This is a genomic window from Vibrio frigidus (assembly GCF_042465995.1).
Classification (GTDB): Bacteria; Pseudomonadota; Gammaproteobacteria; order Enterobacterales; family Vibrionaceae; genus Vibrio.
The window spans coordinates 248,933-274,888 of record NZ_JBCDMC010000008.1; the positions used below are offsets into that span (position 1 = coordinate 248,933).

Here is a 25,956-nt window from a genome sequence, read left to right on the forward strand (position 1 = left end):
CATGTCATTATTAACCGACATATGTGAACGACTGAACACCACGAATACGTTTTCGCTACAACACGCTAAAGACCTATCAAGTCAACTATGTCACGCTTGGTTTATCGCGCAATCTCCGCAACATAAAGCCTTCATTCCTGCAGTATCACTGATAGAGCAAAACAGTGATCACCCGGTTATTCAGTTTGCTCAGCGATGTTTACCAAAAATCGAACAAGAATTAGTCGGTATTTCTATACCTGATAGCACCCACCCTTTCTGGGCGATGTTCAGTCCCGAAGCGATCGATTGTGAAACAAACCCCATCGCTGTACGAGATAGAATTCAAGCAGCACGCACTCTCCGTGATATTAAAAAACCTCACAACCTTCTATCCAATGTCGCCGAACAGCTATTATTGACAAGCAACATCTTGTTGACGGTTCCTCTAGAGAATGATGACATTCAACATATCGATTTGGGTAAACCATTCCATCAAACCGTTCAGCTAGCCCAACAAGAACAACAAGAGTATTGGTACGACCATCCAATTCCTGTCGGCATTCACGCCAACGAGAATGAGATCCTTTACGGCTTAAAACACTTGGATAGCGCATTATCAATCGAGATAAAGCGCGGCAATATGACAGAAGAACAAAAACTGACCGTTGTGTTGTCTTGCTCAGTGACTCACCCTTCTTTAGCAAACATCGCTAAAGAATACGTAGAATATGAGATTCGAACACACCTTAAATTAAAGCACATTCAGGTGGCATTATTTAGCGAGCGTGAATGCCAAGACGTATTAGCTGCGGCTTTCCCATGCGCGTCGACGGAACTAAAAGATGTCTTTGGTGTAAACGGAGCATACGGCCGACATTATACATTTCTTAAAGCCATAGCTCCCTTATGGCAACAGACCATCAACCCACAACTTAACACCACCTTTAAGATAGATTTGGACCAAGTCTTTGACCAAGCAATGCTCATTCAGGAAACGGGCCGATCAGCGTTTGAGCTTATGATTCAATCAAACTGGGGAGCAGATGGCGTAGATGCGGAAGGCAATTCCGTGCACCTAGGGTTGCTAGCGGGCGGATTAGTCAATGAGTCCGATGCTCACAAAGGCTTATTCACTGCGGACGTTAAGGTTCCAGATGGCAGTGACTACGCCATATATGAACAGTTATTCTGTGCTCGCTGGCCACAAGCCATCTCAACAGAAGAAGAGATCCTGAGTAAGCGACATGATATTCAGCGTGTACATGTCACGGGGGGAACAAACGGCATTACCATTAAAGCACTCTACAAATACCGTCCTTTTACCCCAACATTTATCCATCGAGCTGAAGACCAAGCCTTCATCCTGTCGGTCTTAGCGAACCCGATTGACGACCAATATTTGGCTTATAGCCATCGACCGGGTCTCATCATGCGACACGACAAAGATGCCTTTGCTGGAAGAGCAATGCAGGTCGCAGAAGCAGGAAAGGCGTTAGGCGATATTGAACGAATCTTGTTGTTCAGCGCCTACGCAAATAGTCATTCTATTGATTTAACGGCCATCAAAGAGAAACTTTACCCGTTTACCGGTACGTTTGTTTCGCAAACCCCAGTAACGCTTGCTTTGATACGATTTATGCTTGAAGGCAGTGTTAAATGTTCAGATTATCTTGATAGTGGCGCATTACGACTCACTCAGTGTTTAGATTATTGTGAAAATTCATTATCATCACAGGTTGAGGCTAACCTCAAGGGTTGGAACGAATACTACGACAGCTTATTGGAAACGCAGGTTCCATTAGAAGCACACGATGTATTGTCTAACTGTTTATTAAATCTAGGGTAACTTATGTCCATTAAGAAACTTGCTGAGCATCTAGGCATATCCAAATCAACGGTCTCTAGAGCGTTGAATGGATACTCAGATGTAAATTCAGACACTCGAGAAAAGGTATTACGAGCGGCTCAAGAGATTGGGTATAAAGCAAACCCTACTGCTAAGCGTTTAGCCTCAGGTAAATCACGAAATGTCGGCATTATACTACCGGCAAGTTCTAGAATGTTTGTCTCTCCTGCTTTCTCTAAGGTATTAGCAGGCGCGGCTGCATTCTTAGCCAAGCATGAATATCAGTTAATCGTGACAACCATTTCTGAATGGCAGGACGAGCAACAGGTCTATCTAGATTTTATAACCAGCGGCTTGGTTGATGGGTTGTTCATTGTTCGTACGCGTAGCAATGACGAACGCATCGCGATGCTGCAAAAACATCAATTCCCTTACGTTTGCCACGGTTTTGATACCGGTTTCCCTACCGACAGTTTTGTGGACGTCGATAACCGACACGCCTTTTATGAGTTAACCAAGCGTCAAATAGCGTTAGGGCATACACGTATTGCTTTCCTTGATGCGCCGATAGAATTGACGCTATCTAAGGCCCGTCAACAGGGGTACTTACAAGCCATGCAGGAAGCCAAATTACCAACCGATAATCGCTGGCTATTGAATGGTGACCTCAACGAAGGGGCGGCCATGAAAATGACCAAAGAAGTGATGTCGTTGGCCAAACGTCCAACCTCAATTTTATGTGCAGACGACACAATGGCACTCGGCACAATAGCTGCCTGTGAAGAATTAGGCTACCGACCCGGCGAAGATGTCGCCATTGCTGGCTACGGCGATTACGAACACAGCCGTTACGCAAAACCGTCCATTACGTCTCTAAAATACGAGACTCACGGTGTCGGCGAAGCAATGGCGAAACTCATGCTTAACAAACTAGAAAAACGAACATATGAGGTTCAAAACTGGTATCAAGCTGAGATCGTCGCACGACAATCCGATGCCCAAGTAAATACAGAAGAGATGGACGTTAAGTAATGCAGTACTAGATATCGCTTCTGCACTTAAAACATCAAACTCCGTCATCCCCACGAAAACCAGCGTCATCCCCATGAAAAAACCAGCGTCATCCCCACGAAAGTGGGGACCTCACATCACCAAGATTCCCGTTTTCACGGGAATGACGAAGTATTTAGCACTAACCGAACAGCATTACGTTTTCACGAAAGTGACGATGACGATTAATTCTCAAATAATTGGCATCATCACTCTGCTTTAATACACTAAAAACATAGCCCAATAATAAGCCCAGACGTAATGCAGGCCACGCCAACGCCTCGGGTTAAGTACCATTTTTCCTTCAAAAAATAGATCCCCATCCCTAAACCAAAAACGATACTTATCTGGCGAAGCGCCACAACATAGCTAATGTTATCAGTCATCGTCATAGCAAAAAGTACCAAACCATAGGTTGAAGACATCATTATCCCAGCAACAGCACTGCGTTTTCTTATCGACCAAGCGATTATAAATTCCTGCTTATTGTTGGATAAAAGTAACCAGAAACATAACGACGCGCAGATCGCCCAATACTGGATCGCCAAATAGAACACGGCTGAATAATACGAAGGCGACTGATTTGACACCAAAATATTGAGATACGAGAGCGCCTCTTTATCTATAATCGAATAACCTGTCGTCCCTATCGCGGCAAATAACGCCCAGAATACGCCAAAATTGAGATACGCCTTCAGTTTCAGCTCACCAAATTGAGACAACGGCACAAACAGACAACCAACGGTAATGAGAATGAAACCGAACCATTCATTGTATGACAATGAATACCCCATCAGTACCGTTCCAAACCCTACCATCAAAACAGGCAACGCCCGCGCAATAGGATAAATAACACAGATATCCGCTTGTCTGTAGGCATTGGCGAGCCCGAGCAGATAAATCATTTGAAAAACACCGCTACTAATAAGCAATAACCAGAAGTCATTTTCCAGTGCTTCGATGCCAACGATAACAACAAACCAGATGAGATAAGGCGTTAAAATAAGCGCAGCCGTCACACTTGAGGCTAAGAAAAATGCCATTCTGGAATGGCTATTAGACTTACCTAAAACGTTCCAACCTGCATGCATAATTGCAGACACAATAACGATGATACTTGGCCAGAAAGCCATAAAAAAATTCCATTTATTATCTACTACCAAACAGCCTATCGTTCAATATGTGCAATAGACTCGATACAGATAGCATCATTGCGCCAGTATTCGATATCGCAATCGATGATTTCATCTTGTTGATCATAATTCTTCCGTTCCACTAACATAGCCGGAGAGCCAGGTCTGACTCGCAAAGCTTGCGCTATTTCATCCTGCACCGTTGTGGTAACGATACGGTACTGAACCTTATGATATTCAATACCGAAATGGTCGCGGTAGATATCGGTCAGCGATTGAGATAAATCAAAATCGAGTAAGTTGGGGAATCGCTCTGGTCGAACGAAGTTTGTTACATACACAACTGGCCTGTCTTCCAGATAGCGTACCCGGTCAATCCGGTATACATCGGAGAATGGGTCCAACTTAAGCAGCCTCGTCGCTTGCTTTGTCGCAAGGAGCGCGGCGGCGGAAACCAACTCTGTTTTCGGTACACGATGTTGCGTTAAAGCCATATTATAAAAATTTAGCGTCTGTGTTGGGTCATAACGAAGAGGCTCTGGCGAGATAAACCAACCACGTCGATCTTCTCGATAAATTCGCCCTTCCGCTTCCAGCAATGAAAGAGCCCCTCTTAAGGTAACCCTCGTTGTATTAAAAGATTCGGCAAGCTTCCGTTCAGAAGGCAGTTTCTGGCGTGACGGTAACAGTCCAGACTCAATTTGCTCAACGATAACGTTTTTAATTTTTATATATTGCACGATCTACCCTCTGATTTAACTTAATTCTAACCTGATGCCGGCGATATCATTCTGGTATTAACCAGATTGACATTCTAACTGATAATTTAAAACATAATGATTCCTTGCGCAAAATAAAACAATCATTTTGGTAAATAATTTGCCATTTAAATACACCTCTTTTTTCACAAGTGTTTATTTCATTGAGGTTAATGTTTTATGAATTCCATTTTTAGCTATTTACGTCGTCAAATTTAACTTGGTAGAGTAATACTCAAATCTGGTGTAGTCCAATAAGAGGATAATATGAAAAACGAATATCTACTTCTAACCCCGGGGCCTTTATCTACTTCATCAACCGTTCGTGAGGCCATGCTCAAGGATTGGTGTACTTGGGACGATGATTATAATAAAGGGATTGTAGAGGTGATTCGTCATAAGTTAGTGGCACTCGCGACTAAACATGAGGGATACACCAGTGTATTGATGCAGGGCAGTGGTACCGCATCGGTAGAAGCAACCATTGGCAGCGTCGTCGATAATCAAGGCAAACTGTTGGTTGTCGATAATGGCGCATATGGTGCTCGTATTGCACAAATTGCACACACTCTCAACATTCCATGCCACGTTGTTTCTCCCGGAGAAACGTCTCAACCTAACTTGCAAGAAATGGAAGCGATATTAGAAACGGATGCCGCCATTACCCATGTTGTGGTCGTTCACTGTGAAACCACCACTGGCATGCTCAACCCCATTGCCGATATAGCGAATCTTGCAAAGCGCTTCGATAAGCAAGTAATTGTTGATGCAATGTCGAGCTTTGGCGGTATACCAATGGATATCGCGGAACTCGACATAGATTTTATGATTAGCTCGGCCAATAAATGCATTCAGGGGGTGCCGGGGTTTGGTTTTGTTATTGCGAAGAGAACCTGTCTTGAACGATGCAAAGGCCTTGCTCGTTCACTCACCTTAGACCTCTACGATCAGTGGCAATGCATGGAGGTAAATCATGGCAAGTGGCGTTTTACCTCCCCCACACACACCGTTCGCGCTTTTTATCAAGCGCTGATTGAACTAGAAAATGAAGGGGGCATCGAAGCACGTTATCAACGCTATCGCACTAATCAAACAACGTTAGTAGAGGGTATGCGTTCACTCGGTTTCGAAACCTTATTGGATGATGAGCTACACTCCCCAATTATCACCTCGTTTCATTCTCCTATCGACCCCAAATACCAGTTCCGGCATTTTTACGATCACCTCAAGAGCAAAGGCTTTGTTATCTATCCCGGAAAAGTCTCTAACGCCGACTGCTTTCGAATCGGCAATATAGGCGATGTACATCCCGCAGATATTGACCGCCTTATTCACGCAATACGTTCGGTTATGATCTGGAATGTCAGCTGATCACGTGTATTCGATACCTATTGGCTATTAATAAACTCACTTTAAGGATCCATCATGAATAATCCATCTCCAATTCAGGCTGTTATATTTGATTGGGCAGGCACGATTGTCGACTTCGGTTCATTTGCGCCAACCACGGTTTTTGTTGAGGCCTTCAAGCAGGGTTTCGATTTTGAAGTACACCTAAAAGAAGCGCGCGAACCTATGGGATTAGGCAAATGGGATCACATCCGCGCGGTTGGAAAGCTGCCTTCAGTCGATACTCGTTGGAAAGAGAGGTTTGGCCGTTCGATGACAGATGATGAAATCGACATTATCTATGCCGCATTCATGCCGTTGCAAAAAGCCAAAGTAGCGGACCACGCCACTCCGATCCTTAATGCCATTGACGTGGTAGAGGGCTTAAAAGCCGCGGGTATAAAGATAGGATCGTGTTCCGGTTATCCAAGACAGATTATGGATGTGTTGACCCCTTCCGCCGCAGATTACGGCTATAAACCCGATTGTATTGTCGCCACAGATGACCTGCCGCACGGTGGTCGACCATCACCATTCATGGCGCTGCAAAACGTTATCGAGTTGGGCGTAACGAGCGTGGCAGCGTGCATTAAAGTTGACGACGCTATTCCCGGAATTGAAGAAGGCCATAATGCAGGCATGTGGACGGTGGGATTACTGCTTTCCGGTAACGAAGCCGGGTTAACTTACGAAGAATATTTGGCAGCAGATGACAATACGTTAGATATCGTTCGTGAAAAAGCGCGCGCTCGACTGCAAAAATCATCCCCTCATTACCTTATAGACACTATCTCTGATTTTCCTAAAGTAGTGGAAGCGATTAATAATCGCATACTCGCAGGAGAGCGCCCTTAATCTCGTCTTTTACCTCCGCCACTCTCTCTAAACCCAGATCAATATATCACCATTTCAAACCACCTGTTTTTCAGGTGGTTATGTCAGTTTTATGACCAACTATAAAGCCTACTTATAGCGATAGCCTAAATAATATTATCGTCAACAAAATATCTTATAGCTGTAGCGAAAGCTTCACATTGTTTGCTTAGTATTTATTCATCAAATTAATAATGTGTACACCATGTACATGTTCGGGTGGTAATGATGTCTTTTATGCAAAGACCAAACGATTCAACAATAGAGCAATCCACGCCTAAAGTTATTCTCGTGATTTTGGATGGATTAGCGTTCGATACCAGCCAAAGTTGTATGGGGTATCTTCAGGCTTTGGTTGAGTCAAATAAAGCAACCTTGTATCGCTTACAGGCAGAGTTGCCTTCTAGCTCCAGACCTTTGTATGAAACAATATTGACGGGCGCCACACCGGTTGAAAGCGGCGTGATTAGCAATAACGTTGTTCGTCGTTCTAATCAAGAAAGCGTTTTTAGCCTTGCTCAATCGCAAGGACGAACAACAGCCGCGGCCGCCTATCATTGGATGAGCGAATTGTATAATCATGCACCCTATAACCCTGTACAAGACCGTCATACCCATGACGAAGAACTACAGATCCAACACGGCTGTTTTTATCATGAAGACCATTATCCAGATAGCCATCTATTTCTTGATGCTGAATCTCTTCGCCGGGTTTATAACCCAGACTTTCTCTTAATTCATTCAATGAATATAGATGATGCAGGACACAAAGCGGGGTTTGACAGTACTCATTACCGAAACACAGCAAGAAAAGCCGACGTAACACTCTCCAGCCATATTGCTTGCTGGATAAGCGAAGGTTATCAAATCCTTATCACCTCAGACCATGGCATGAATGACGACAAAAGCCACGGCGGCACCCTTAGTTGTGAACGTATGGTTCCTCTTTACGTTATTGGCGACTCATTTTCTCACAGTGACAAATGCGAACCAAAGCAAACTGAAATCTGCGGCACGATATGCCAGTTGCTAGGCATTGAGCATCAGAAAAACATGACCGCTTCATTTATTAAATCAGAGGGTAGAGATGACATTGTCCGTTTTTGATTTAGATGAAACCTTGATAGCCGCCGATAGCGCTTCTCTGTTTTGTCAGTATCTCGTTGAGCATCAATTAATCGATGCCAATTTTGTAGAAAAAGATGCCGCCTATATGCGCCTCTACAACTCTGGGCAACTGGATATTAATGACTATATTGCCTTCTTTGTTGATGCCTTAAGGCAATATTCGGTCGAGGATATTGATGCGCTTTTACCCACTTTTTTAACCGATCATATAAGTCATGTCATCTATCCAGAAGCGGTGGAATTACTTATACAGTTAAAGGAACAAGGCCATACGATAGTGATCGTCTCTGCAACCGCAGAATTCATCGTCACAGCGATAGCCACGTTGCTCGGTGTAGACCATGTGTTAGCTATCCAGCTTGAAACTGACGTGGATAACAACGGAAACGACTTCTATAACGGAAAAATCAAAGGCACACCATCCTTTCGCGATGGAAAAATCAGCCGTCTACAAGCGTGGGTAGCTAAACATAATGAAACAATGGATGGGGCGTATTTTTACTCCGACTCTATTAACGATGTACCTCTGTTGCAGCTTATCGACAATCCGGTCGCTACTAACCCGGACACGCAGTTGCGACAGATCGCAACTCAGCAAAACTGGAAAATAGTCCGCTGGGAAAAACCGCAATTACATAACGTAAATCATTCAAATCATACTCATTTAACACAACTGGAGACACACAATGTCTAGACTGATGTTCGCTGGTGCGTTGGCACTATTATCAAGCCAAGCCATGGCAGCATGTCCTAACGTTGCAGGCAAGGATGCAGGCGGCCAATATCCGCACCTATTTGAAAAAGCTGAGTTTGAAGCACAGTACAAGTGCAGCCTTTCCTTTAGAGAAAATCCCGATATCAACGCACTTAATCAACGTATTGCCGGTAACCCCACACTCGCACCATTAAGTGAACGCTTACCGTCGGAGCCATTGGTTATAGCGCCTTATCTTAGCATCGGCAATTACGGTGGTGTGTTAGATGGCATCTCTAAGGCGACCGAATCTGGCACCTCAGATTTGCTTTCCATTCGCCACGTAAACTTGGTCCGTTTTAATGATGATCTTGAAACGATAGTGCCTAATGTCGCGAAGTCTTGGTTGTGGAATGATGACTTCACTCAGTTAACCATCACCCTACGAAAAGGGCATAAATGGTCTGATGGCAAACCATTTACAGCAAAAGATATTGCGTTTTGGTACAACGATATCCTAATGAACAGTGAGATCATCGAGAAACCAAAAGAACGTTTTCTTTCAGAAGGCAAGAAGATGAAAGTTGAAGCGATTAACGATACCACTATCCGCTTCACAACAAACGCGCCAAAGCCAGGGTTGCTAACGAACTTTGCGCTTGATTATGCGCAACCTTTCCAGCCACAGCATCTCTTGAGCAGATTCCACCCAGACTTCAACAAAGACGCCGACAAGCTAGCAAAATCACTAGGATTCGACAGCGGTTACGATGTCATTCACTTCTATTACGGCCAATCAGATTGGAAAGATATTCCTACACCGTTGCTAAAAGACGAGGCCGCATCCAAGCGACTCGCCGCCGCTGGGTACACCGGTATTGCGCCGACACTTGAGTCCCATTTAGTTGTAGAAGACACACTCGAAGGCCGTCGTCTGGTAGCGAACCCTTACTTCTTCCAAGTGGATACCGCTGGTAATCAGTTGCCGTATATCAATGAGATCAAAGAGGTCTATATTGGTGATGAAAATATTCAAACAACCATGCTAATCGCAGGCGAAGTTGATTACAAATCTCAGTCGGTCAATCTTCCTGCTGCTCCTGTGCTGCTTGAGAATCGCGATATGGGTAATTACAACGTCAGTCTGCGTCCAACAATGGGTGAAACGACCTTTGCCTTTAACCTGACCGACAAAGACTTAGAGAAACGAGCCGTTTTCAACGACGTTAAATTCCGTCAAGCGATGTCCGTTGCCATCAACCGCAACTACATCAATGAAATTGCTTACTTCAAACTCGGCAAACCGACGCAATACACGGCATTTGATGCCGATACCGCTAACTTCGTCACTGAAGAACTTAAAACCAAATGGACTGAGTTTGACCAGAAACAGGCTCAAAATCTGCTAGACAAAGCCGACGTTAAAGATAAAGACGGTGACGGATTCCGTGACCTACCATCCGGCAAGAAATTTGAGTTAACCATTCAATACGCAACGCAAGGCGCAGCAACAGAGGTGGTAGAGATCGTCGCCGCAAACTGGGTGGATGTGGGCGTAAAAACCACCATCAAAGAGGTAACATCTGATGAATATCGTAACTCGCAAACCGCGAACGACTTGTCGGTTCTGGTCTGGGTGATGGGACGACCTCTTGCCACTATTGCGAGTAACAATGAAAACTTATTGCCTCCTTACGACAACTTTTTCGGCCTACGTACAGGCATGCTTTGGTCTCAGTATAGAGAGACCAACGGCGCTGAAGGTGTGAAGCCACCGAAAACAGTGGACGAAATGCAGGTCATGGCGGATCGCTTTGTCACTCTGCCTTCTGGCTCTGAAGAGTCAAATAAGCTTGGCAAAAAAATAGCAGAGAAAGTAGTTTCCGACCTATTTATTATCGGCACGGTAAAAGCGGTAGCACCAATCTACCACAATCGAAAACTAGTTAATTTCTCGGTTCCTAAAACCTCTTCTTATGATTACTACCGCGTATATCCATATCTACCAACGCAATGGTACTTGGATGAAGCAAGCAATTAATTCACGTCGTTAACAGTAAAACATAACGAAAAATAAGCGCGTAGACATGGGCAAGGAAGCCCATGTCATTTTTGGTTTGTATTGTATTTAAAGGTGAGCAAAGTGATGAGTTTTCTTTCGCAAACGTGGCTGTTCTGGATACTGCTTTTGATAGGTGGTTTCCTCTTTATTCGCGGACGCGGTAGTCAATATTTCAACTACGTATTCAACCGCTATGTCTTGGCCTTGACTACTTTGCTGATAGTAAGCGCCATTGTGTTTTCGCTAATGGAAGCCCTGCCTGGTGACTGCGCTGAAAAGTATATTGCCTACAAAAACACGCAAGGTGAAACCATTACACAGGCAGATATTGACGCGGAACGATCTCGGATGGGATTGGACAAACCGCTGCCTTTACGTTGGGGGAAATGGGTGACTGACTTAACATTGCGCGGGGACTTGGGTTTTAGCTGTGCTAAACGTCAGTCCGTTAACCTTGCTCTGGGCGACCGATTTTGGATGAGCCTTAGCTTTTGTCTTGCGGCACTTTTCCTGTCCTATTTGGTGGCGGTTCCCTTTGGTATTTTTTCGGCTTTTACCATCAATAAGTCGTGGACAGACAAAAACCCGCAACACCCAGTTCGACAACGAGTCATCAATACACTTGGGTTGTCATTGAAAAAACTGGTCGACTTGCAGCTTCGTATTATTAGTTATCTAGGGTTGGCGCTGCCGAACTTTCTATTGGCGCTCACCATTATTCTTATCTATGTCTTCGCTGGCGAGCCGGCCCCAACTGGGCTCTATTCTGACGAATGGCAAGGGGTCGCATGGTTTACCGAAACGGGTTTTTCCTATGGAAAGTTAGGCGATTTTCTAAACCATATATGGTTGCCAATATTCGTTATTGGTTGGTCTGCCACTGCATTACAGCTTCAAACCGTACGAGCGCTGGTGGTTGATGAGTCAAACAAACTTTATGTCGATGCCGCACGCGCCAGAGGCGTTGATGGTATGGCGTTATGGGCCGGTTACCCGGTTCGTCATTCAATTAGCCCCCTGTTTAACAGCATCGGATTTGACTTTCAACGGGTATTTAATGACCTACCAATTGTCGCCATTGTGATCGGCCTTACCGATGCGGCCGCTCTGTTAATTGAAGCGCTTTCAATGACCAATGATCAGGAACTCGCCGCCGCAATCTTATTTCTAGTAGCGCTTGTCGTGATAGCGATGAATTTTATTACCGATGTTGTGTTAGCCGCTGTCGACCCTCGGGTTAGACAAAGCGTACTGGGGAAATAACCAATGATTCGTAAATTAACAAGACCATTTACAGCGATACTCCGTCGTAAGAAAAAAAAGACGCAGGCAGATGACGCCTATTACACCGCAGGACAGATGGCGCTAATAAAAGCCCGCTTTAAAAGTAAAACCAGTGGCGTTATTGCGGCTTGGATCTTATTTTCACTCGTGATGCTTGGCTTTTTTGCCCCGTTTTTCGCACCCAATGACCCAACGATTCGTGGCGCGAACGTAGAGTATCGCCGAGGCGCCCCACAGGTTGTCTATTTCTGGGACGAAAATGGCTTCTCATTGAGGCCGTTTACCTACAGCTACCACAAAGAGAAAGCCACACTTGATCTCTCTTCTCTGGGTGGCGATCTGGCCGCATTAGATGCGCTCACCTCTGGCGATGCCCTTACCTCTTCAAGTCAGAACAAGTTCATTACCGACCCCGATCAGCGTCGCTATCTTCAGTTTTTTTTCAAAGGCTGGGAATACCAACTGATAGATTTCACCGTTCTAGGCTATGAGTTTAACCTCAAATGGGACAGGCACTTTTTCGGTGTTGAGCAAGGACAGATACACCTATTGGGGACCGATGAAGATGGAAAAGACGTGCTGAGCCGAACCCTTCACGCTATCTGGGTCACCATCAGTATTGCCATTGTCGCTCTTATCGTGAAACTGCTGGTGTCGCTGCTTGTTGGGGGAGTCAGTGGGTACTTTGGCGGCAAGGTGGATGCGGTGATGATGAGCATCACCGAGGCGGTTCGGGTCATCCCGTCTATCCCTATTTACCTCGCCTGTGCCGTTGCCCTTTCCGAACTAGAACTCGATGCAACTCAGCGTTATTTTGCTATCGCTGTCGTGATAGGTGCATTGGATTTTGCGACCTTGGGACGTCGCCTTCGCACTCATATTTTGACCGAGCGCAACCAAGACTACGTGCTCGCCGCACAGCTTTGTGGCTCCAGCACGTGGCGTATTATATGGCGTCATTTGGTGCCGAGTTTTTCTAGCTACATTATCGTCGATACCCTGATCAACTTCCCGTATGTGATTTTGGCAGAAACCAGTTTAAGTTTTCTCGGCTTAGGTCTCACTGAACCCGTGAACAGCCTAGGTGTGTTACTACAGAAAGCGCAAGATCCAGACATACAACAAAACATGATGTGGCAATTTTATCCTGTGGTGCTCTTTGTTGCATTAATCATGGCTTTTGTATTTGTTGGCGACGCGCTTCGAGATTCTGCCGACCCATATTCTGAAAAATAATAGACAGTACAGTTAACGGAGAAAATAACATGACTAATTTAATCAGTAGCAAAAAACGCCTACTTGAGATTCGAGACCTGACTGTCGATTTTCGAACCGATGAAGGCTTAGTAAGAGCCGTTGATCGAATCAACCTGAAAGTAGACCAAGGCGAAATAATGGGGCTGGTCGGCGAAAGTGGCTCTGGTAAATCAGTCAGTGCAAAAAGTATTATGCGCCTAATGCCAAGCAACGCTATTATCCAACAGCCAAGCCGTATTCAGCTAAACCATGAAGGCAAAGACACCAATGTGTTGGCACTTCAGGGACGAGATTTGAGACTGGTGCGAGGCAACGCGGTTTCGATGATTTTCCAAGAACCCATGGCCAGTTTCGCCCCTGCCATTCGTATCAGCGATCAGATAATACAAACCATGCAGATCCATTTAGGCTACGACAAAGCCCTCGCGCGCAAAAAGGGAATAGAGCTTTTTGAACGCGTCGGCATTACCGACCCCGAGACCCGTTTTGACCAATACGTATTTGAACTATCTGGTGGTATGCGTCAACGCGCCATGATCGCGATGGCGCTTTCAACGAAACCAAAACTGCTCATCGCTGACGAGCCGACTACTGCATTGGATGTAACTATTCAGGCACAGGTACTGGACTTGATGCTGGAACTTCGCGAGCAATACGGCATGGCCATGTTGTTTATCACCCATGACCTCGGTGTTGTATCCAAAATTGCGGATAATGTCACCGTAATGCGCAAAGGCGAAGTGGTTGAAGAAGGGACCGCCGACGATGTCTTATTTTCCCCCAAACATATCTATACAAAACGACTGCTTGATGCGCTACCACACCTTAATGATCTACCTCTGCCTCCGAAAAGCAAACCGGATCCTTTGGTCAGCATTAAGGACCTATCCATCTCTTATACGATGTCAGGAAGCACCCGAAAAACCGAGAAATTTGTCGCAGTCAAAAACATCTCTCTCGATCTACCACAAGGGCAAATAATTGGGTTGGTAGGCGAAAGTGGCTCCGGAAAAACGTCGTTGGGCAAAGCGTTGCTTGGGGCGTCCCCCATCAGCAATGGAACGGTGAAATACCACAGCACAGAGAAACCAATAGAGTTTGGTTCTACGAAAAAATATAAGCGCAGCCGATTGGCTAAAGTAGCGCAGATAGTCTTTCAGGACCCATACAGTTCTCTTAACCCCAGAATGACGGTACGAGACATTATTGCAGAACCACTCGAAGCCATGAAATTGACCCGAAATAGAGAAGAAACGGACCAACGAGTGATAGAGATAGCCAAACTTTGTCATATTGATGTATCTCATCTACGCCGCTTTCCACACGCTTTTTCTGGTGGTCAAAGGCAACGCATCAGTATTGCACGGGCATTGGTATGCAAACCCAAGTTTATTGTTGCTGATGAATCTGTCGCCGCTTTAGACGTCTCTATTCAGGCTGAAATCCTTAATTTGCTAAAGGAACTTCGAGAAGAACTGGGGATTACTATTCTATTTATTTCACATGACCTGAGTGTTATTGCTAACCTGTGTGACTGGGTCTGTGTAATGAAAAATGGTGAGTTAGTGGAGCAAGGTACAGTGCGAGAAATATTCCTCGCCCCTCAACGTGATTACACTCAGAAGCTGATCGCCTCGATATCACTCTTGGAACAGAGAAAAGACAAAAACCAATTGGAAGTGGTTAGGTTGGGTAAAGCCTCCAGCATGACGCCAGTAATGAGTCAATCCATTGTTATGAAGCGCGCAATTTAGGAGGTTTCAATGGACTACTCTCTTTCTGAAATCCGAGCGTATAATGCCATCGTAAAATGCGGTAACTTTAGCCGTGCGGCTGAAAAACTTAACGTCAGCCAACCTGCCGTTACCGCCCAAATCCGAAAGCTAGAAAGTCGATTTGAGTATCCTTTATTAGAGCGATTTAGCAAAGGGGTTAACCCCACCGAGTTGGGTAAGCGACTTTACCACCTCACTTGTCAATACGAAGACCTCGACAAGGCAATCGATGTATTAGCCAACCCAGACAAGCACCCCGGAAATGTAACCTTGAAAGTCGCCACGGCTTCTACGCTTGTTTTTATGCCGCTGATCGCGCAATTTCGCCAGCGCTTTCCTGATGTTACTTTGAAGCTCATTTCTTCGCCGACCGCAGAGTGTTGTGATCTGCTACTCAAGCGAGAAGTTGATATCGCGTTGTGTCCCATGCGTGACGATTTGAAAGGCGTATCAAAACTTCCTTTTCATACCCATTCTCTTGTCGCTATTATTCCCCTCGCCCATCCTCTTGCGCAGTGTTCAGAGGTTTCATTTGAACAACTCTCACGTGAGTCACTCATCTACTCTCGCCCGTATACCTGCACTCAAAGTGTGGTTGACGACTACTTCAATCTGCTTAATTTACAACCCTATACATCGATAGTGATGGATAATCGTCAGGAAATTTGTGAGGCAGTTGCTTACAACCTAGGGATAGGTTTTGTCTTAGAAAATGACATACATTCCGATTCGCGCTTTTGTATTAGGCCGATTAAAGAGGTAGACAATGTAGTAGAAGAGCACGTTTCCTGGCTAAAAAATCGAAGTGTTTTACCTGGTATTAAAGACTTTGTCCAACAGGCATTGGAATTACGATGTCATTCTGATGGTTCATTGTCATTTACGCCCTAAAGGCAGTGCGATTACTAAGCCAAAGCAACCTTTATCGTTGCCTAGGTTTTAAGGACTTCCTTTCTATCAGTTCAACAGGAATCATTAACTTTACCAGAGTATCGTCCTGCTCTTGTATCTGGTTAACGACGATTTTTACCGTTTCTCGGGCAAGGCGCTTGTAATCTTGCTTAAATGAAGTGAGTTGATAACTCATCCAATCGGCCTGTGGAATATTGTCAAAGCCGATGACTTGAAGTTCATTCGGAATCGATAGGTTCAACTCATATCTGGCTAAATCCATCAATGAGATCGCAATAATATCGGTTGCACAAAATACAGCATCTGGCGCGTCTTGTTGAGTTAACATATGCCTGATTTTATTTTGCGCCAGATTGTAATCATAATTCGCCTCAACATAGACAGGTTCTATATTAAGTCGTTCTCGCGTCGCATCCGAAAAACCAGCTAAACGTTCGGCGTTGGTGGCTGTAGGGATTTCACCCGTTATATAGGCTGGCCTTTTTGCTCCGCGCTCAATAAACTCATTCGCGGCTTTATATCCGGCGGCATAGTTATCACTAATAGCATAACTACACTTCGTTCCTTCTTCCACTCGGGCAAATTGAACAATAGGTATATTAAAGTTCTGACATTCTTCATATATCGCGGTATTAAATTGAGCTGATGCGGCAATAACACCATCTACTTTGTACTGAAAGATATTTGGTATTGTACGGTGTTTCCTATCATCACGTTCCCATGGGATTAACACCGCAGAATAACCGTTCCTTTGGAGTTCGGCACTGATCAGTTGCAATGTCTCCATATGGATTGGGTAATCTGTGTCTGGAAAAACTAAACCGATTAATTTGGATTCTTTCGTCGTCAAGCTTCGAGCAAAGGCGTTTGGGCGATAATTCAACGATTTGGCTGCATCCAATACTTTTATCCGCGTTTTTTCAGACGTTGAACTGCCATCAATGAATACGCGAGACACGGTAGACTGAGAAACCCCTGCCAACTTTGCCACATCTTTGGACGTCACACTTATGTTCTTATCTGCCATTTCACAATTACCATCATAATTCCAGTACATGCTGATTGTAACAGAATTATCTACTACGTAGTCATTCGATTCTATTCTAAGTATCTTATATTTTTCACTGAGTTAGAGGTTCAATAAGTTAAATTTTGAAGTCAATTCACAGCACTATAACGCATTAAAAATCAAAACGCCCTCAGCTATAAGGGCGTTTTTATACATTATCAGAGCAAAATAGCTTAGATTTAAAGTTCGGGGTTCATAATTTGTTGCGTACGCTCAAATACATCCACACCCTGTTGTTTTAGCCAATATGGTATATCGATTAATACCCAGTTTTCAGATAATTTGTCGCCTTTACGGTAATATACATCAACGACTTGCATGTCTGCACGGATCTCACCGCCAGGTAGACCAAGAAAACCACCAACCGGAGTATTAGACAAATTAGGCCATCCAAAGAAGCATGCGAAATTACCTTCAGCGAAACGACATACATGACCATTAAACTTCTTGTCAGTCAGATTATTCCGAAATGGGAGTTGATGTTGTTGCTGGTAACGGGGAATAGTATAAGACGCACCAATACCACAAGGGCCATACCAGATCATATCTTTAGACCAGCTTTTCTCCAGCACTTCAGGAGGGCAACCCATTGCACCGCTATCATTTAAAGAGCTGAGGTCGTCGACCATTTTATTGACTAGCGCTAAAGTTGTTACACCCTCTTCTTCAGCAGCATCATCAAACAATAATCCGTTATGGTCTCGAGGCCCTGGGTAAACAAAATGACGGCCAGTGGACGGAGGAAGTGGATAACAGCCAGCTTGATCCATCACACCAAGAAGGTCCATAAACATACCTGTTTTCGTGATTTTACCATTCTCTACACAAGTAAATTCAGCATAACGGATGTTCATCATTTTACCTGTTGGTCGAATTCCAAGCCATTCAGTATCGAAAAGCCCCATGAAATGACCCATGCTCATCACCCATTGCTCACCACTAATTTCATTGGTGCCACCAATGAAAATATCTTGTCGCCTTTGCATGCGATTCATCGATTTTAAGATTGGCGCCCAAAAAGTATCCGCGACTGCATCGGCTCCTTTTTGCTCGCGAAATGGATATACACCACGCCATAGGTAGTCGTCACTAACGTAGTCTTTAAGCACTGATGCAATAGACTCTGACGTGGCATTTTCTATCGCATCAAAATAGTTGCGGACGATGCGCTTGGTTTCTTGATATTTACTCATTGGGCAATCCTGTTATTGTCATTCTTTATATCGTTTACTGAGTGAAATCTTATTCGCTCAGTAAACGAATAGCATTAAATAGGTTTAGTGATTAGTCGCTGGCTCGTTTAAATCTTTCTTTTTATAAAAGATACCGCCTTTCAGTGTTTCTGGAAGTGAGAACCAAACTAATCCAGCAATAACCCATACGATTGGTGATCCCCACATGGCCGTCGTTAAATCGGTGCGATCTTTGATGAATACCAACACCATTGGCGCCCACATTCCGATAATACGACCACCATGGAATAGTGCTGCACCGAAGCTTCGAAGATGAGCAGGGAATAACTCAGAGAAGTACCCGCCCCATACCGCACTTGAAGAAAGACCAAAGTTATAGATAAGACCCAGCAAGGCGAGAAGGTTCACGCTACCAACGAATACGTCACTCGGTGCAACGAAGAAGATCGCCGCCATAGCACCCGCTATAACAAAACCAAAAGCATTAACTTTTCGGCCATATTTGTCGGCAATAACTCCCCAAACCCAAGCTCCGAACAGACTACCAAATGCAGATATAGAGAATATAATACCTATTGTTGCGCCATCAAACATGCGCACTTCTTTTAGGTAAGTCGTCACGAAACCACCGAAGAACTGATAGCCATAAAAGTTAAGGCCAGCAAGTAATAAACAAGATAAGGTTATCTTACGATGGGTGCTGTTAAACATCTCAGCCCAAGAACCTTTCTTCGCTGGTGCGTCTTCAGTGCCTTGTTGGTCTTCTTCGCCATAAGCTATTACCTTCTTATCTGATGGAAGTACAAATACCATCACCCCCGCAGCCACAAGCGGCGGTATACCACCAATCCACATAATGCTTTCCCATGGCGCATCAATACTAGTAATAAATGCTGCATACGCACCCATTACCATCAATGCCAACGAAAACATACTTGATGCAAAAGCAGTCAGTTTTCCACGAACGCTTGGCTCAAACAAACCAATCATTGTCGATACCGCTACCGTGAAGTAACCCCCAAGTGAAATACCGATGATGAAACGCATTAACGCCCAAGTAGTGTAGTCCGTGAACATCATATTAATAATGGTTGCACCACCATTTAGCGCTGTGATTGCGATAAGAGTGGGTTTTTTACCAATATTTGATGCTACCCAAGCACAGCTGAATGCACCAATTAGTGCGCCTACCGATTGCCACGTATAGAATTGTGCAGTATCGGCCAAAGTAATGCCATCATACGCTTCTACAATATATGGCCTTACATAATCTACAATAACAAAATTGTAGCAGTAGAAAAAATAGCCCACTAAAATAGCTAAGTAAGCGAGTATTCTTTGTATCAATGGCACTTCGTTCATGTGTATTTTAGCGGTCATGAGCGACTTATCCTCTGTCTGAAGTTTAATAAATGTGTATCTCTTGAGTTCGATGAGTTGTCATCTCTCATCCAGTGGGTGAATATTACACACTTCTTGATGTGATAAACCGTGACATGCATCGACTTTAAAATGACTACGCACCCAATCTATTGAATTATGTGACCATGATCTACATTTCCTAACAATCTCTCTGATTACTGTTAAATTCGTAGAATTTTATATGAAAAACGCTAGATGATGACTAGTAATTCATCGTAATTTCTATAATGATAGGAATAACAAGGAACATAACACTTAATATATTCGTAATGGTGATAGGTTAAATACAGAAATGGTTACGTACTCAAGCTTTGCGATTATGGCTCTTTATGCCATTTCAACTCTAATGATCAGTTACTTAGTTAACCGACGTAGTGCAACCAAAGGCGATTTTTCCACAGGGAATCGTCAGTTTGGATGGTTTACCGCTGGCGTGTCCATATTGGCGACCTATATCAGTACGATGACTTTTCTTGGCCAACCAGGTTGGGTTTATACTAGCGGCATGCAAGCGTTCGCTATACATTTAAACTATCCCATCGTTATCTTTTTTGCCGTTGTGTTTTTTATTCCAGTTTTCTATAAACTGGGACTAACCTCGATCTACGAATACCTAGAGCATAGATTCGGTATCGTTGCGCGGACGATAAATTCACTGGTATTTATCTTGGTGCAATGTATTTCTGCTGGTGTCATCTTATATGCCGTTTCATTAATCCTCGTTCAAATCCTCCCCATATCCGTACAAGAAGCCATCATTTATATCACGCTGTTTACTGCCATTTATACGTATTCTGGCGGTATTTCTACTGTCATTTGGACCGACATGCTGCAATCTGCGGTCCTTTTAATTGGCTGCATATCCATTTTTGTTATTCTTCTGCTCAACTTACAAGACGGAACGACTGTACAACAAGTTTCTGCTATCACTGAGAAAGCCAATATTATTAACTTAGACTTTAATCTAAGTGTTGATACCAGCCTCTGGTCGGGTGTCGTCGCAGTCGCTTTTTTGCATCTTAGTGTCTATGGTACCAACCAGTTGATCATTCAAAGAACATTGGCAACCAAAGACGTAAAAAATGCACAGAAATCCATGTTGCTTTGTGGTTATGGTGCGTTTTTTATCTACCTATTTTTTAGCATCATTGGTGTACTTTTATATATTTACTATCAAGGAAAACCGTTTGAGAACAGCAACAATATCATTTTGGATTTCGTGTTTAATCATACCAACCCAATTGTTATCGGGTTAATCATGTCAGCGCTTGCCGCCGCCGCCATGTCGACGCTAGATTCAACCTATAATTCCATCGCGACTGTCGCAACCTTCGATATATATAAGCGTTTTGTACGAAAAAATGAACACGTTGATCATTATGAAAAAACAGCAAGAATACTAAGCCTCGTCACTGCCGCGGTCGTCGTTATTCCTGCTCTCTTCGCTATATCGAATGAATCGGTACTCAAAACGATAGCCAGCCTTACTTCTGTGTTTGTTGGAATTCGCTTGGGGTCATTTGTGTTGGGGCTTGGTTTTGCTAAAGCAAACGAAAAAGGCGTTATCGTCGGTAGCGTTCTCAGTATTATTGCCATTGCGATTTGCCGAACAGGCGACATATCGTGGCCTTGGTATGCTCCAATTGGAACCGCAATCTTTCTGATTTCTGGGTTACTCACCAGTCGCTACTGGGGAACCAATACTCCAGAGCAAATGGCGTTTATTGAAACACAAAAAAGCCTATACCAGAAGCCAACGAAGAGTCAGTTTATGCTGCTAATCTTCGCGGCTATCACTATCAGTACTTGCTTTTACATCCCTGATTGGCTGTTAACCGCGTTATCTTAAATAAGTGATTCTATGTTATCTATCTTTGACATCTATAAAATTGGCGTTGGCCCTTCTAGCTCTCATACTAATGGTCCAATGATCGCGGGTTATTCGTTTGGTTGTAAACTGAAGCCAAAACTCAACCAGATCCATCGAATTCAAGTTGACCTATATGGCTCGCTATCATTGACAGGGAAAGGACACCATACCGACAGAGCCGTAATCCTTGGCCTTATGGGCAATAAACCAGATAGCATTGATATTGCAACGGCAAACGCGTTATTCAAGCAAAACACACAATCTAAAACGCTCTCTCTTTCGGGTACTCATCTTATATTATTTAATGTGGAAACTGATATTGTCTTTCGCAGTGATAACCTCCCGCTACATGAAAATGCGTTAGCTATATCGGCCTATGACACCAACGGAAAGCAGATAGACAAAGAAGTCTATTATTCGATTGGCGGCGGGTTTATTACGACAGAAAATGAGTTTAATAATCAAACCGCTAGCCAAGGTCATTCCGTAGAGTTCCCTTTTCAATCGGCCGAACAACTTCTTAAAAAAGCGGACAAAGCTGGCTTGTGTTTAGGCGGTTTGGTTATGCGCAATGAACTCACCTTTCGTACCGAGAAAGAAATCGATCAACTTACACACAAAATTTGGCGAGTGATGCTTCAGTGCGTAACAAAAGGGCTCAATACCGAAGGCATTTTAGACGGCGGTTTGAACGTTACGCGCAGAGCGCCTGCACTGCTAAAAACATTGGAATCCAATCACGCATTGATTAATGACCCAATGGAAATGCTCGATTGGATAAACGTTTATGCTTTTGCCGCTAGCGAAGAGAATGCATCGGGTGGTCAGGTGGTAACCTCGCCAACCAATGGTGCTTCTGGTGTTATTCCATCGGTACTAATGTATTACAATAAATTTATTAACCCATTGAATACAAAACAGTTGCGAGACTTTTTTGCCGTGTCTGGAGCCATTGGTATACTCTATAAAATGAATGCATCAATATCAGGCGCAGAAGTAGGATGCCAAGGAGAGATCGGCGTTTCATCATCGATGGCCGCTGCAGGTTTAACCGCTTTGCTTGGCGGGAGCAATGAGCAGATCTGTATCGCAGCAGAGATTGCTATGGAACACTCGCTTGGTATGACATGTGACCCGATCGGTGGATTGGTTCAGGTTCCCTGCATTGAACGCAACGCTATGGGAGCGATGAAGGCAATTAACGCCTCCCGGATGGCATTAAAAAGAACAAGTAAGCGCCTAATATCATTGGATAAAGTGATAGATACCATGTATCGAACGGGCAAGGATATGAATAAAAAATATCGCGAGACATCCCTCGGTGGATTGGCCGTTATTCATTTAGGCCCACCCTGTGAATAAGTAAAACCATGTTTATTTTATGTGTATAGCCAATATCTACTGTAGCGCTAAGCACCCGTTCTTTTTTCTTTCCTGCTCAAAATCGGGCCGTCCTGTTACGGTTAGAAAGAGGAGTCAAGTAATAGACACGGTTGGAATTACACCATTAATTCCAACCGGTTACCTTCTGGATCCAACACGACACTTACGTAGTAGTCATTATCCGTTCTACAGGGGCCATCTAATAGCTCGTATCCATCTGATACCAGTTTTTTTGTTAGGTCATCGACTTTTGTTTCAGAGCCTAATGAAAAAGCCAAATGGGCCAATCCGATAAACTGCGTATACACGTCTGATATCGGAAGTTCTACCGTATCCATTGCCATTAATTCAATGCGAATACCATCTGGAAGCGTCAGAAAATAAGAAGCAAACCCAACATTTTTGTCCTCGTATTTCTCATCGCACTTGGTGTCAAAAAAGTATTCGTAAAAATACCGCATTTTTTCCAAATCAAGGCACCAAATTGCTACGTGATCAATCTTCATTTTCGTTATCCTTCTCATCTTCCCATTGAAAAAGCGTCAACAGCGACGACATATACAAATGGGCTTCAAGTTCGATCCTATTTTTTACCCTGCTTTGTAAAGTGTTATGCTTATTTTCAGGCTGCGCATAATCAGAGGGCTTGGTATGATTTATTTTTACTACGTTCGTCATAACGGTGGTCTCTTAGGCGAACACAAATGATTAGACGCTTGTTTACTTAACGAGTTTTGACACATAAGGAAGGTTCCTTTGTCTCTCTTTCCAAGATAAGCCGTATCCAACCAATAGGTCGTCATTCAGCATCTCATAAGCATAATATTGTTCTACCGGAATGTTCACTCGACCGGGTTTGACAAACAAAGTCGCGATCATCAGTGAGTTCAACTCGAACTGGTCATTGAGGTAATGCGCTATTCGCTTCATCGTTCCTCCGGACTCAATCGCGTCGTCGACAAGAATGACGTTTCTTCCCTTCAGTTCAATATTTTGGTGGAATACGATCTCGGAATCGTTATTTCTATCCCCGGGGGTATGGGGACAAGAGATATAGTCCATACAGATATCAAAGGTTAATTCTCTCACCAGATCCGCCGTAAATAGTATTCCGCCCGGTACAACAGTGATAACAACCGCACATTGGCCCTCAAATTTTTTATTAAGCTTTTGTGCTACCTGAGTAACGCCGTTTTTAATCTGGATAGTATCAAGAATCATTTCGCCTACGTGTGCATTATTCATTGTTTATCCTTACCCTATTCTTACTTCATGTTTTGATTCGTGAACATCATTACTCTTCAATAAATAAGACGTTAGCAGCGTATAGATTGGAAGAGACATCAGTAATCCAGACTGGCTTTCGATAGATTATATATTGCCTTATTCGGACTATATAAATAAAATAGATTAATTCTATCTATATATCGAATTTTTCAATGCTTAGACATCTCGCTAACCATCTGCCCTATTTTTCTGCCGTCGCGAAGCACCTTAGTTTTTCCAATGCGGCGATTGAATTAGCCGTGTCTCAATCGTCTATAAGTTATCAGATCAAGTGTTTAGAGGAGAAGCTCGGATTTAAGCTCTTCATTCGAGGTCAAGGAAGCAAGGTAGAACTGACCTCTAAGGGCAATAAACTCTTTCAGGAATACGTTGTTCTAGAGCGGAATTTCAATCAGGTGGTCTCAGACACCAAGCTGAATAAAAATCGAACCAAGTTAGAGATGACGGCACCTGTGGATTTAGGTGTGAAGCTGCTTACGCCCACGCTGTCTCAACTTGAAATGGATAAATTGATCATCAACCTAGATCTTACCGACAGCGTGGTAGACTTTAAGAAGAGTAAATTCGACTTCGCCATCAGAATCAATACTGACGAAAGCGGTTTGGAATATTTACCCCTGCTGGAAGCGAAAAACCTATTGCTTTGTAGTAAGCGATACGCGCTAGAAAATCAGCTTTCACAGTTTGAACAAATCAACGAACACCACCGTTTAATAGTGAGAAATTCGGAAAGAAGTAACACCTGGGAGAAGCTCTTTCTACAGCATGGTAGAAGCTTTCATAAGCATAAGAATATGCAGGTAATCAACAACAGTTTTGCCATCTATCAAGCGATCATTGCGGATACAGGTGTTGGCATTCTTCCAGAATATTTCGTTGACCAAACCAACTACCAAGACCTATACATATTCAAAGAAAATCTAAACGAAACGCCATTTTATCTGACCTATCAACCTTCGTATGTCGCCAAGAAATGGGCTTTACAAATTAAAGAAAATATAATCAAGGCATTAGAGCAACAACAACACGTAGCTTAGCTTAGATTGGATATGAAAAATCAGCGATTTAAAGTGACAAACTCATGCAGAAAGACGACCGTCAGCCTTTAAACCACACAAGCAAAAATGGCCACTATTGGATGATAGTGGCCATTTTTATTACTTCGGACTAGACCCGTATTGATTCGAGCCTTGAGTTCCTTCGGTGGCCGCGAAATATATCAGTACCAGCACACCAACAACCGGAATTAACACCAACAATAACCACCAACCTGATTTATCAACGTCATGTAATCTTCTTACCCCTACAGCCAAGGAAGGGACAAATACGGCTAAACTATAAATTAGCCCTAGGAATACCGTGCCTAGCACGCCATCTACCATTTGAAATGCGATGCTAATGAGTATATTGACTAAAAAAAACATCCAATATTCTTTGCGTCTCGCTCTTCCCTCAAAAACGGCATAATTTTTTAAGACCGACAGATACCAGTTCATTCTATTCTCCTAACCAACTTATAATTATTGAAGCGACGACTACCGTTGCAATCCTGTTCTATTTGATCTCTATAATCAATAGCACATCTCAAA

Annotated in this window: 22 protein-coding genes; 14 read left to right on the plus strand and 8 right to left on the minus strand. The window is 43.6% G+C overall.

Annotation, left to right across the window (positions count from 1 at the left end):
• The first annotated feature begins 1 nt into the window (after position 1).
• Together AACW90_RS15515 and AACW90_RS15520 are read left to right on the plus strand one after the other, a co-directional pair.
• Complete coding sequence (locus tag AACW90_RS15515; protein ID WP_390236137.1) at positions 2 to 1,828, plus strand: hypothetical protein; 1,827 nt, start codon at positions 2 to 4, stop codon at positions 1,826 to 1,828.
• A 3-nt stretch (positions 1,829 to 1,831) separates the two neighbouring features.
• Entirely contained in the window at positions 1,832 to 2,860 is a 1,029-nt protein-coding gene (locus AACW90_RS15520; protein ID WP_390236139.1) for a LacI family DNA-binding transcriptional regulator, read from the plus strand.
• 245 nt (positions 2,861 to 3,105) lie between these two features.
• Here the strand turns inward: AACW90_RS15520 and AACW90_RS15525 are convergent, their stop codons facing one another.
• Together AACW90_RS15525 and phnR are read right to left on the minus strand one after the other, a co-directional pair.
• Positions 3,106 to 4,011 carry an EamA family transporter gene (locus AACW90_RS15525; protein WP_390236141.1) on the minus strand — a complete coding sequence of 302 codons (906 nt, stop codon included), beginning with the start codon at positions 4,009 to 4,011 and terminating at the stop codon, positions 3,106 to 3,108.
• Positions 4,012 to 4,046: 35 nt separating this feature from the next.
• Complete coding sequence (gene phnR / locus AACW90_RS15530) at positions 4,047 to 4,751, minus strand: phosphonate utilization transcriptional regulator PhnR (RefSeq protein ID WP_390236144.1); 705 nt, start codon at positions 4,749 to 4,751, stop codon at positions 4,047 to 4,049.
• A gap of 285 nt (positions 4,752 to 5,036) precedes the next feature.
• Between phnR and phnW the strand changes: the two genes are divergently transcribed.
• The 9 genes from phnW (at position 5,037) to AACW90_RS15575 (ending at position 16,122) form a co-directional block, all read left to right on the plus strand.
• Positions 5,037 to 6,140: a 2-aminoethylphosphonate--pyruvate transaminase gene (gene phnW / locus AACW90_RS15535; RefSeq protein ID WP_390236147.1), complete on the plus strand. Its 1,104-nt coding sequence runs from the start codon at positions 5,037 to 5,039 to the stop codon at positions 6,138 to 6,140.
• A gap of 54 nt (positions 6,141 to 6,194) precedes the next feature.
• On the plus strand, positions 6,195 to 7,013 hold the full coding sequence (gene phnX / locus AACW90_RS15540; protein ID WP_390236149.1) for a phosphonoacetaldehyde hydrolase: 819 nt from the start codon (positions 6,195 to 6,197) through the stop codon (positions 7,011 to 7,013).
• A gap of 255 nt (positions 7,014 to 7,268) precedes the next feature.
• Positions 7,269 to 8,138 carry an alkaline phosphatase family protein gene (locus AACW90_RS15545; protein WP_390236151.1) on the plus strand — a complete coding sequence of 290 codons (870 nt, stop codon included), beginning with the start codon at positions 7,269 to 7,271 and terminating at the stop codon, positions 8,136 to 8,138.
• Positions 8,119 to 8,853 carry an HAD family hydrolase gene (locus tag AACW90_RS15550; protein WP_390236154.1) on the plus strand — a complete coding sequence of 245 codons (735 nt, stop codon included), beginning with the start codon at positions 8,119 to 8,121 and terminating at the stop codon, positions 8,851 to 8,853. Before AACW90_RS15545 ends, AACW90_RS15550 begins: the two co-directional genes overlap by 20 nt.
• A complete protein-coding gene (locus tag AACW90_RS15555; RefSeq protein ID WP_390236156.1) occupies positions 8,846 to 10,894 on the plus strand; it encodes an ABC transporter substrate-binding protein in 2,049 nt (682 codons plus the stop codon). Before AACW90_RS15550 ends, AACW90_RS15555 begins: the two co-directional genes overlap by 8 nt.
• Positions 10,895 to 10,999: 105 nt before the next feature.
• Positions 11,000 to 12,178 carry an ABC transporter permease gene (locus tag AACW90_RS15560; protein WP_390236330.1) on the plus strand — a complete coding sequence of 393 codons (1,179 nt, stop codon included), beginning with the start codon at positions 11,000 to 11,002 and terminating at the stop codon, positions 12,176 to 12,178.
• Positions 12,179 to 12,181: 3 nt separating this feature from the next.
• A complete protein-coding gene (locus AACW90_RS15565; RefSeq protein ID WP_390236158.1) occupies positions 12,182 to 13,435 on the plus strand; it encodes an ABC transporter permease in 1,254 nt (417 codons plus the stop codon).
• A gap of 29 nt (positions 13,436 to 13,464) precedes the next feature.
• A complete protein-coding gene (locus AACW90_RS15570) occupies positions 13,465 to 15,210 on the plus strand; it encodes a dipeptide ABC transporter ATP-binding protein (protein WP_390236160.1) in 1,746 nt (581 codons plus the stop codon).
• A 9-nt stretch (positions 15,211 to 15,219) separates the two neighbouring features.
• Positions 15,220 to 16,122 (plus strand): LysR family transcriptional regulator, encoded by a 903-nt coding sequence (locus AACW90_RS15575; protein ID WP_390236162.1) that lies wholly within the window; start codon positions 15,220 to 15,222, stop codon positions 16,120 to 16,122.
• 31 nt (positions 16,123 to 16,153) lie between these two features.
• Here the strand turns inward: AACW90_RS15575 and AACW90_RS15580 are convergent, their stop codons facing one another.
• From AACW90_RS15580 to AACW90_RS15590, 3 genes are all read right to left on the minus strand, one after another.
• On the minus strand, positions 16,154 to 17,170 hold the full coding sequence (locus AACW90_RS15580) for a LacI family DNA-binding transcriptional regulator (RefSeq protein ID WP_390236164.1): 1,017 nt from the start codon (positions 17,168 to 17,170) through the stop codon (positions 16,154 to 16,156).
• A 221-nt stretch (positions 17,171 to 17,391) separates the two neighbouring features.
• The gene (locus AACW90_RS15585; RefSeq protein WP_390236167.1) at positions 17,392 to 18,405 is read right to left on the minus strand and encodes an ester cyclase; all 1,014 of its coding nucleotides are present in this window, start codon (positions 18,403 to 18,405) and stop codon (positions 17,392 to 17,394) included.
• An 84-nt stretch (positions 18,406 to 18,489) separates the two neighbouring features.
• A complete protein-coding gene (locus AACW90_RS15590) occupies positions 18,490 to 19,785 on the minus strand; it encodes an MFS transporter (protein ID WP_390236170.1) in 1,296 nt (431 codons plus the stop codon).
• 334 nt (positions 19,786 to 20,119) lie between these two features.
• Here AACW90_RS15590 and AACW90_RS15595 point away from each other — a divergent pair, with 334 nt between their 5' ends.
• Positions 20,120 to 21,676, plus strand: coding sequence for a sodium:solute symporter family transporter (locus tag AACW90_RS15595; protein WP_390236172.1), 1,557 nt, complete (start codon positions 20,120 to 20,122; stop codon positions 21,674 to 21,676).
• A gap of 12 nt (positions 21,677 to 21,688) precedes the next feature.
• A complete protein-coding gene (locus AACW90_RS15600) occupies positions 21,689 to 23,059 on the plus strand; it encodes an L-serine ammonia-lyase (RefSeq protein WP_390236174.1) in 1,371 nt (456 codons plus the stop codon).
• Positions 23,060 to 23,196: 137 nt separating this feature from the next.
• Here the strand turns inward: AACW90_RS15600 and AACW90_RS15605 are convergent, their stop codons facing one another.
• Positions 23,197 to 23,586: a VOC family protein gene (locus AACW90_RS15605; protein WP_390236177.1), complete on the minus strand. Its 390-nt coding sequence runs from the start codon at positions 23,584 to 23,586 to the stop codon at positions 23,197 to 23,199.
• Between the two features lie 214 nt (positions 23,587 to 23,800).
• Complete coding sequence (locus AACW90_RS15610) at positions 23,801 to 24,325, minus strand: phosphoribosyltransferase (RefSeq protein WP_390236179.1); 525 nt, start codon at positions 24,323 to 24,325, stop codon at positions 23,801 to 23,803.
• A gap of 194 nt (positions 24,326 to 24,519) precedes the next feature.
• Here AACW90_RS15610 and AACW90_RS15615 point away from each other — a divergent pair, with 194 nt between their 5' ends.
• Positions 24,520 to 25,404 (plus strand): LysR family transcriptional regulator, encoded by an 885-nt coding sequence (locus tag AACW90_RS15615; RefSeq protein WP_390236182.1) that lies wholly within the window; start codon positions 24,520 to 24,522, stop codon positions 25,402 to 25,404.
• A 120-nt stretch (positions 25,405 to 25,524) separates the two neighbouring features.
• Here AACW90_RS15615 and AACW90_RS15620 read toward each other — a convergent pair whose 3' ends face one another.
• A complete protein-coding gene (locus AACW90_RS15620) occupies positions 25,525 to 25,863 on the minus strand; it encodes a DUF805 domain-containing protein (protein WP_275134047.1) in 339 nt (112 codons plus the stop codon).
• Positions 25,864 to 25,956 lie beyond the last annotated feature (93 nt).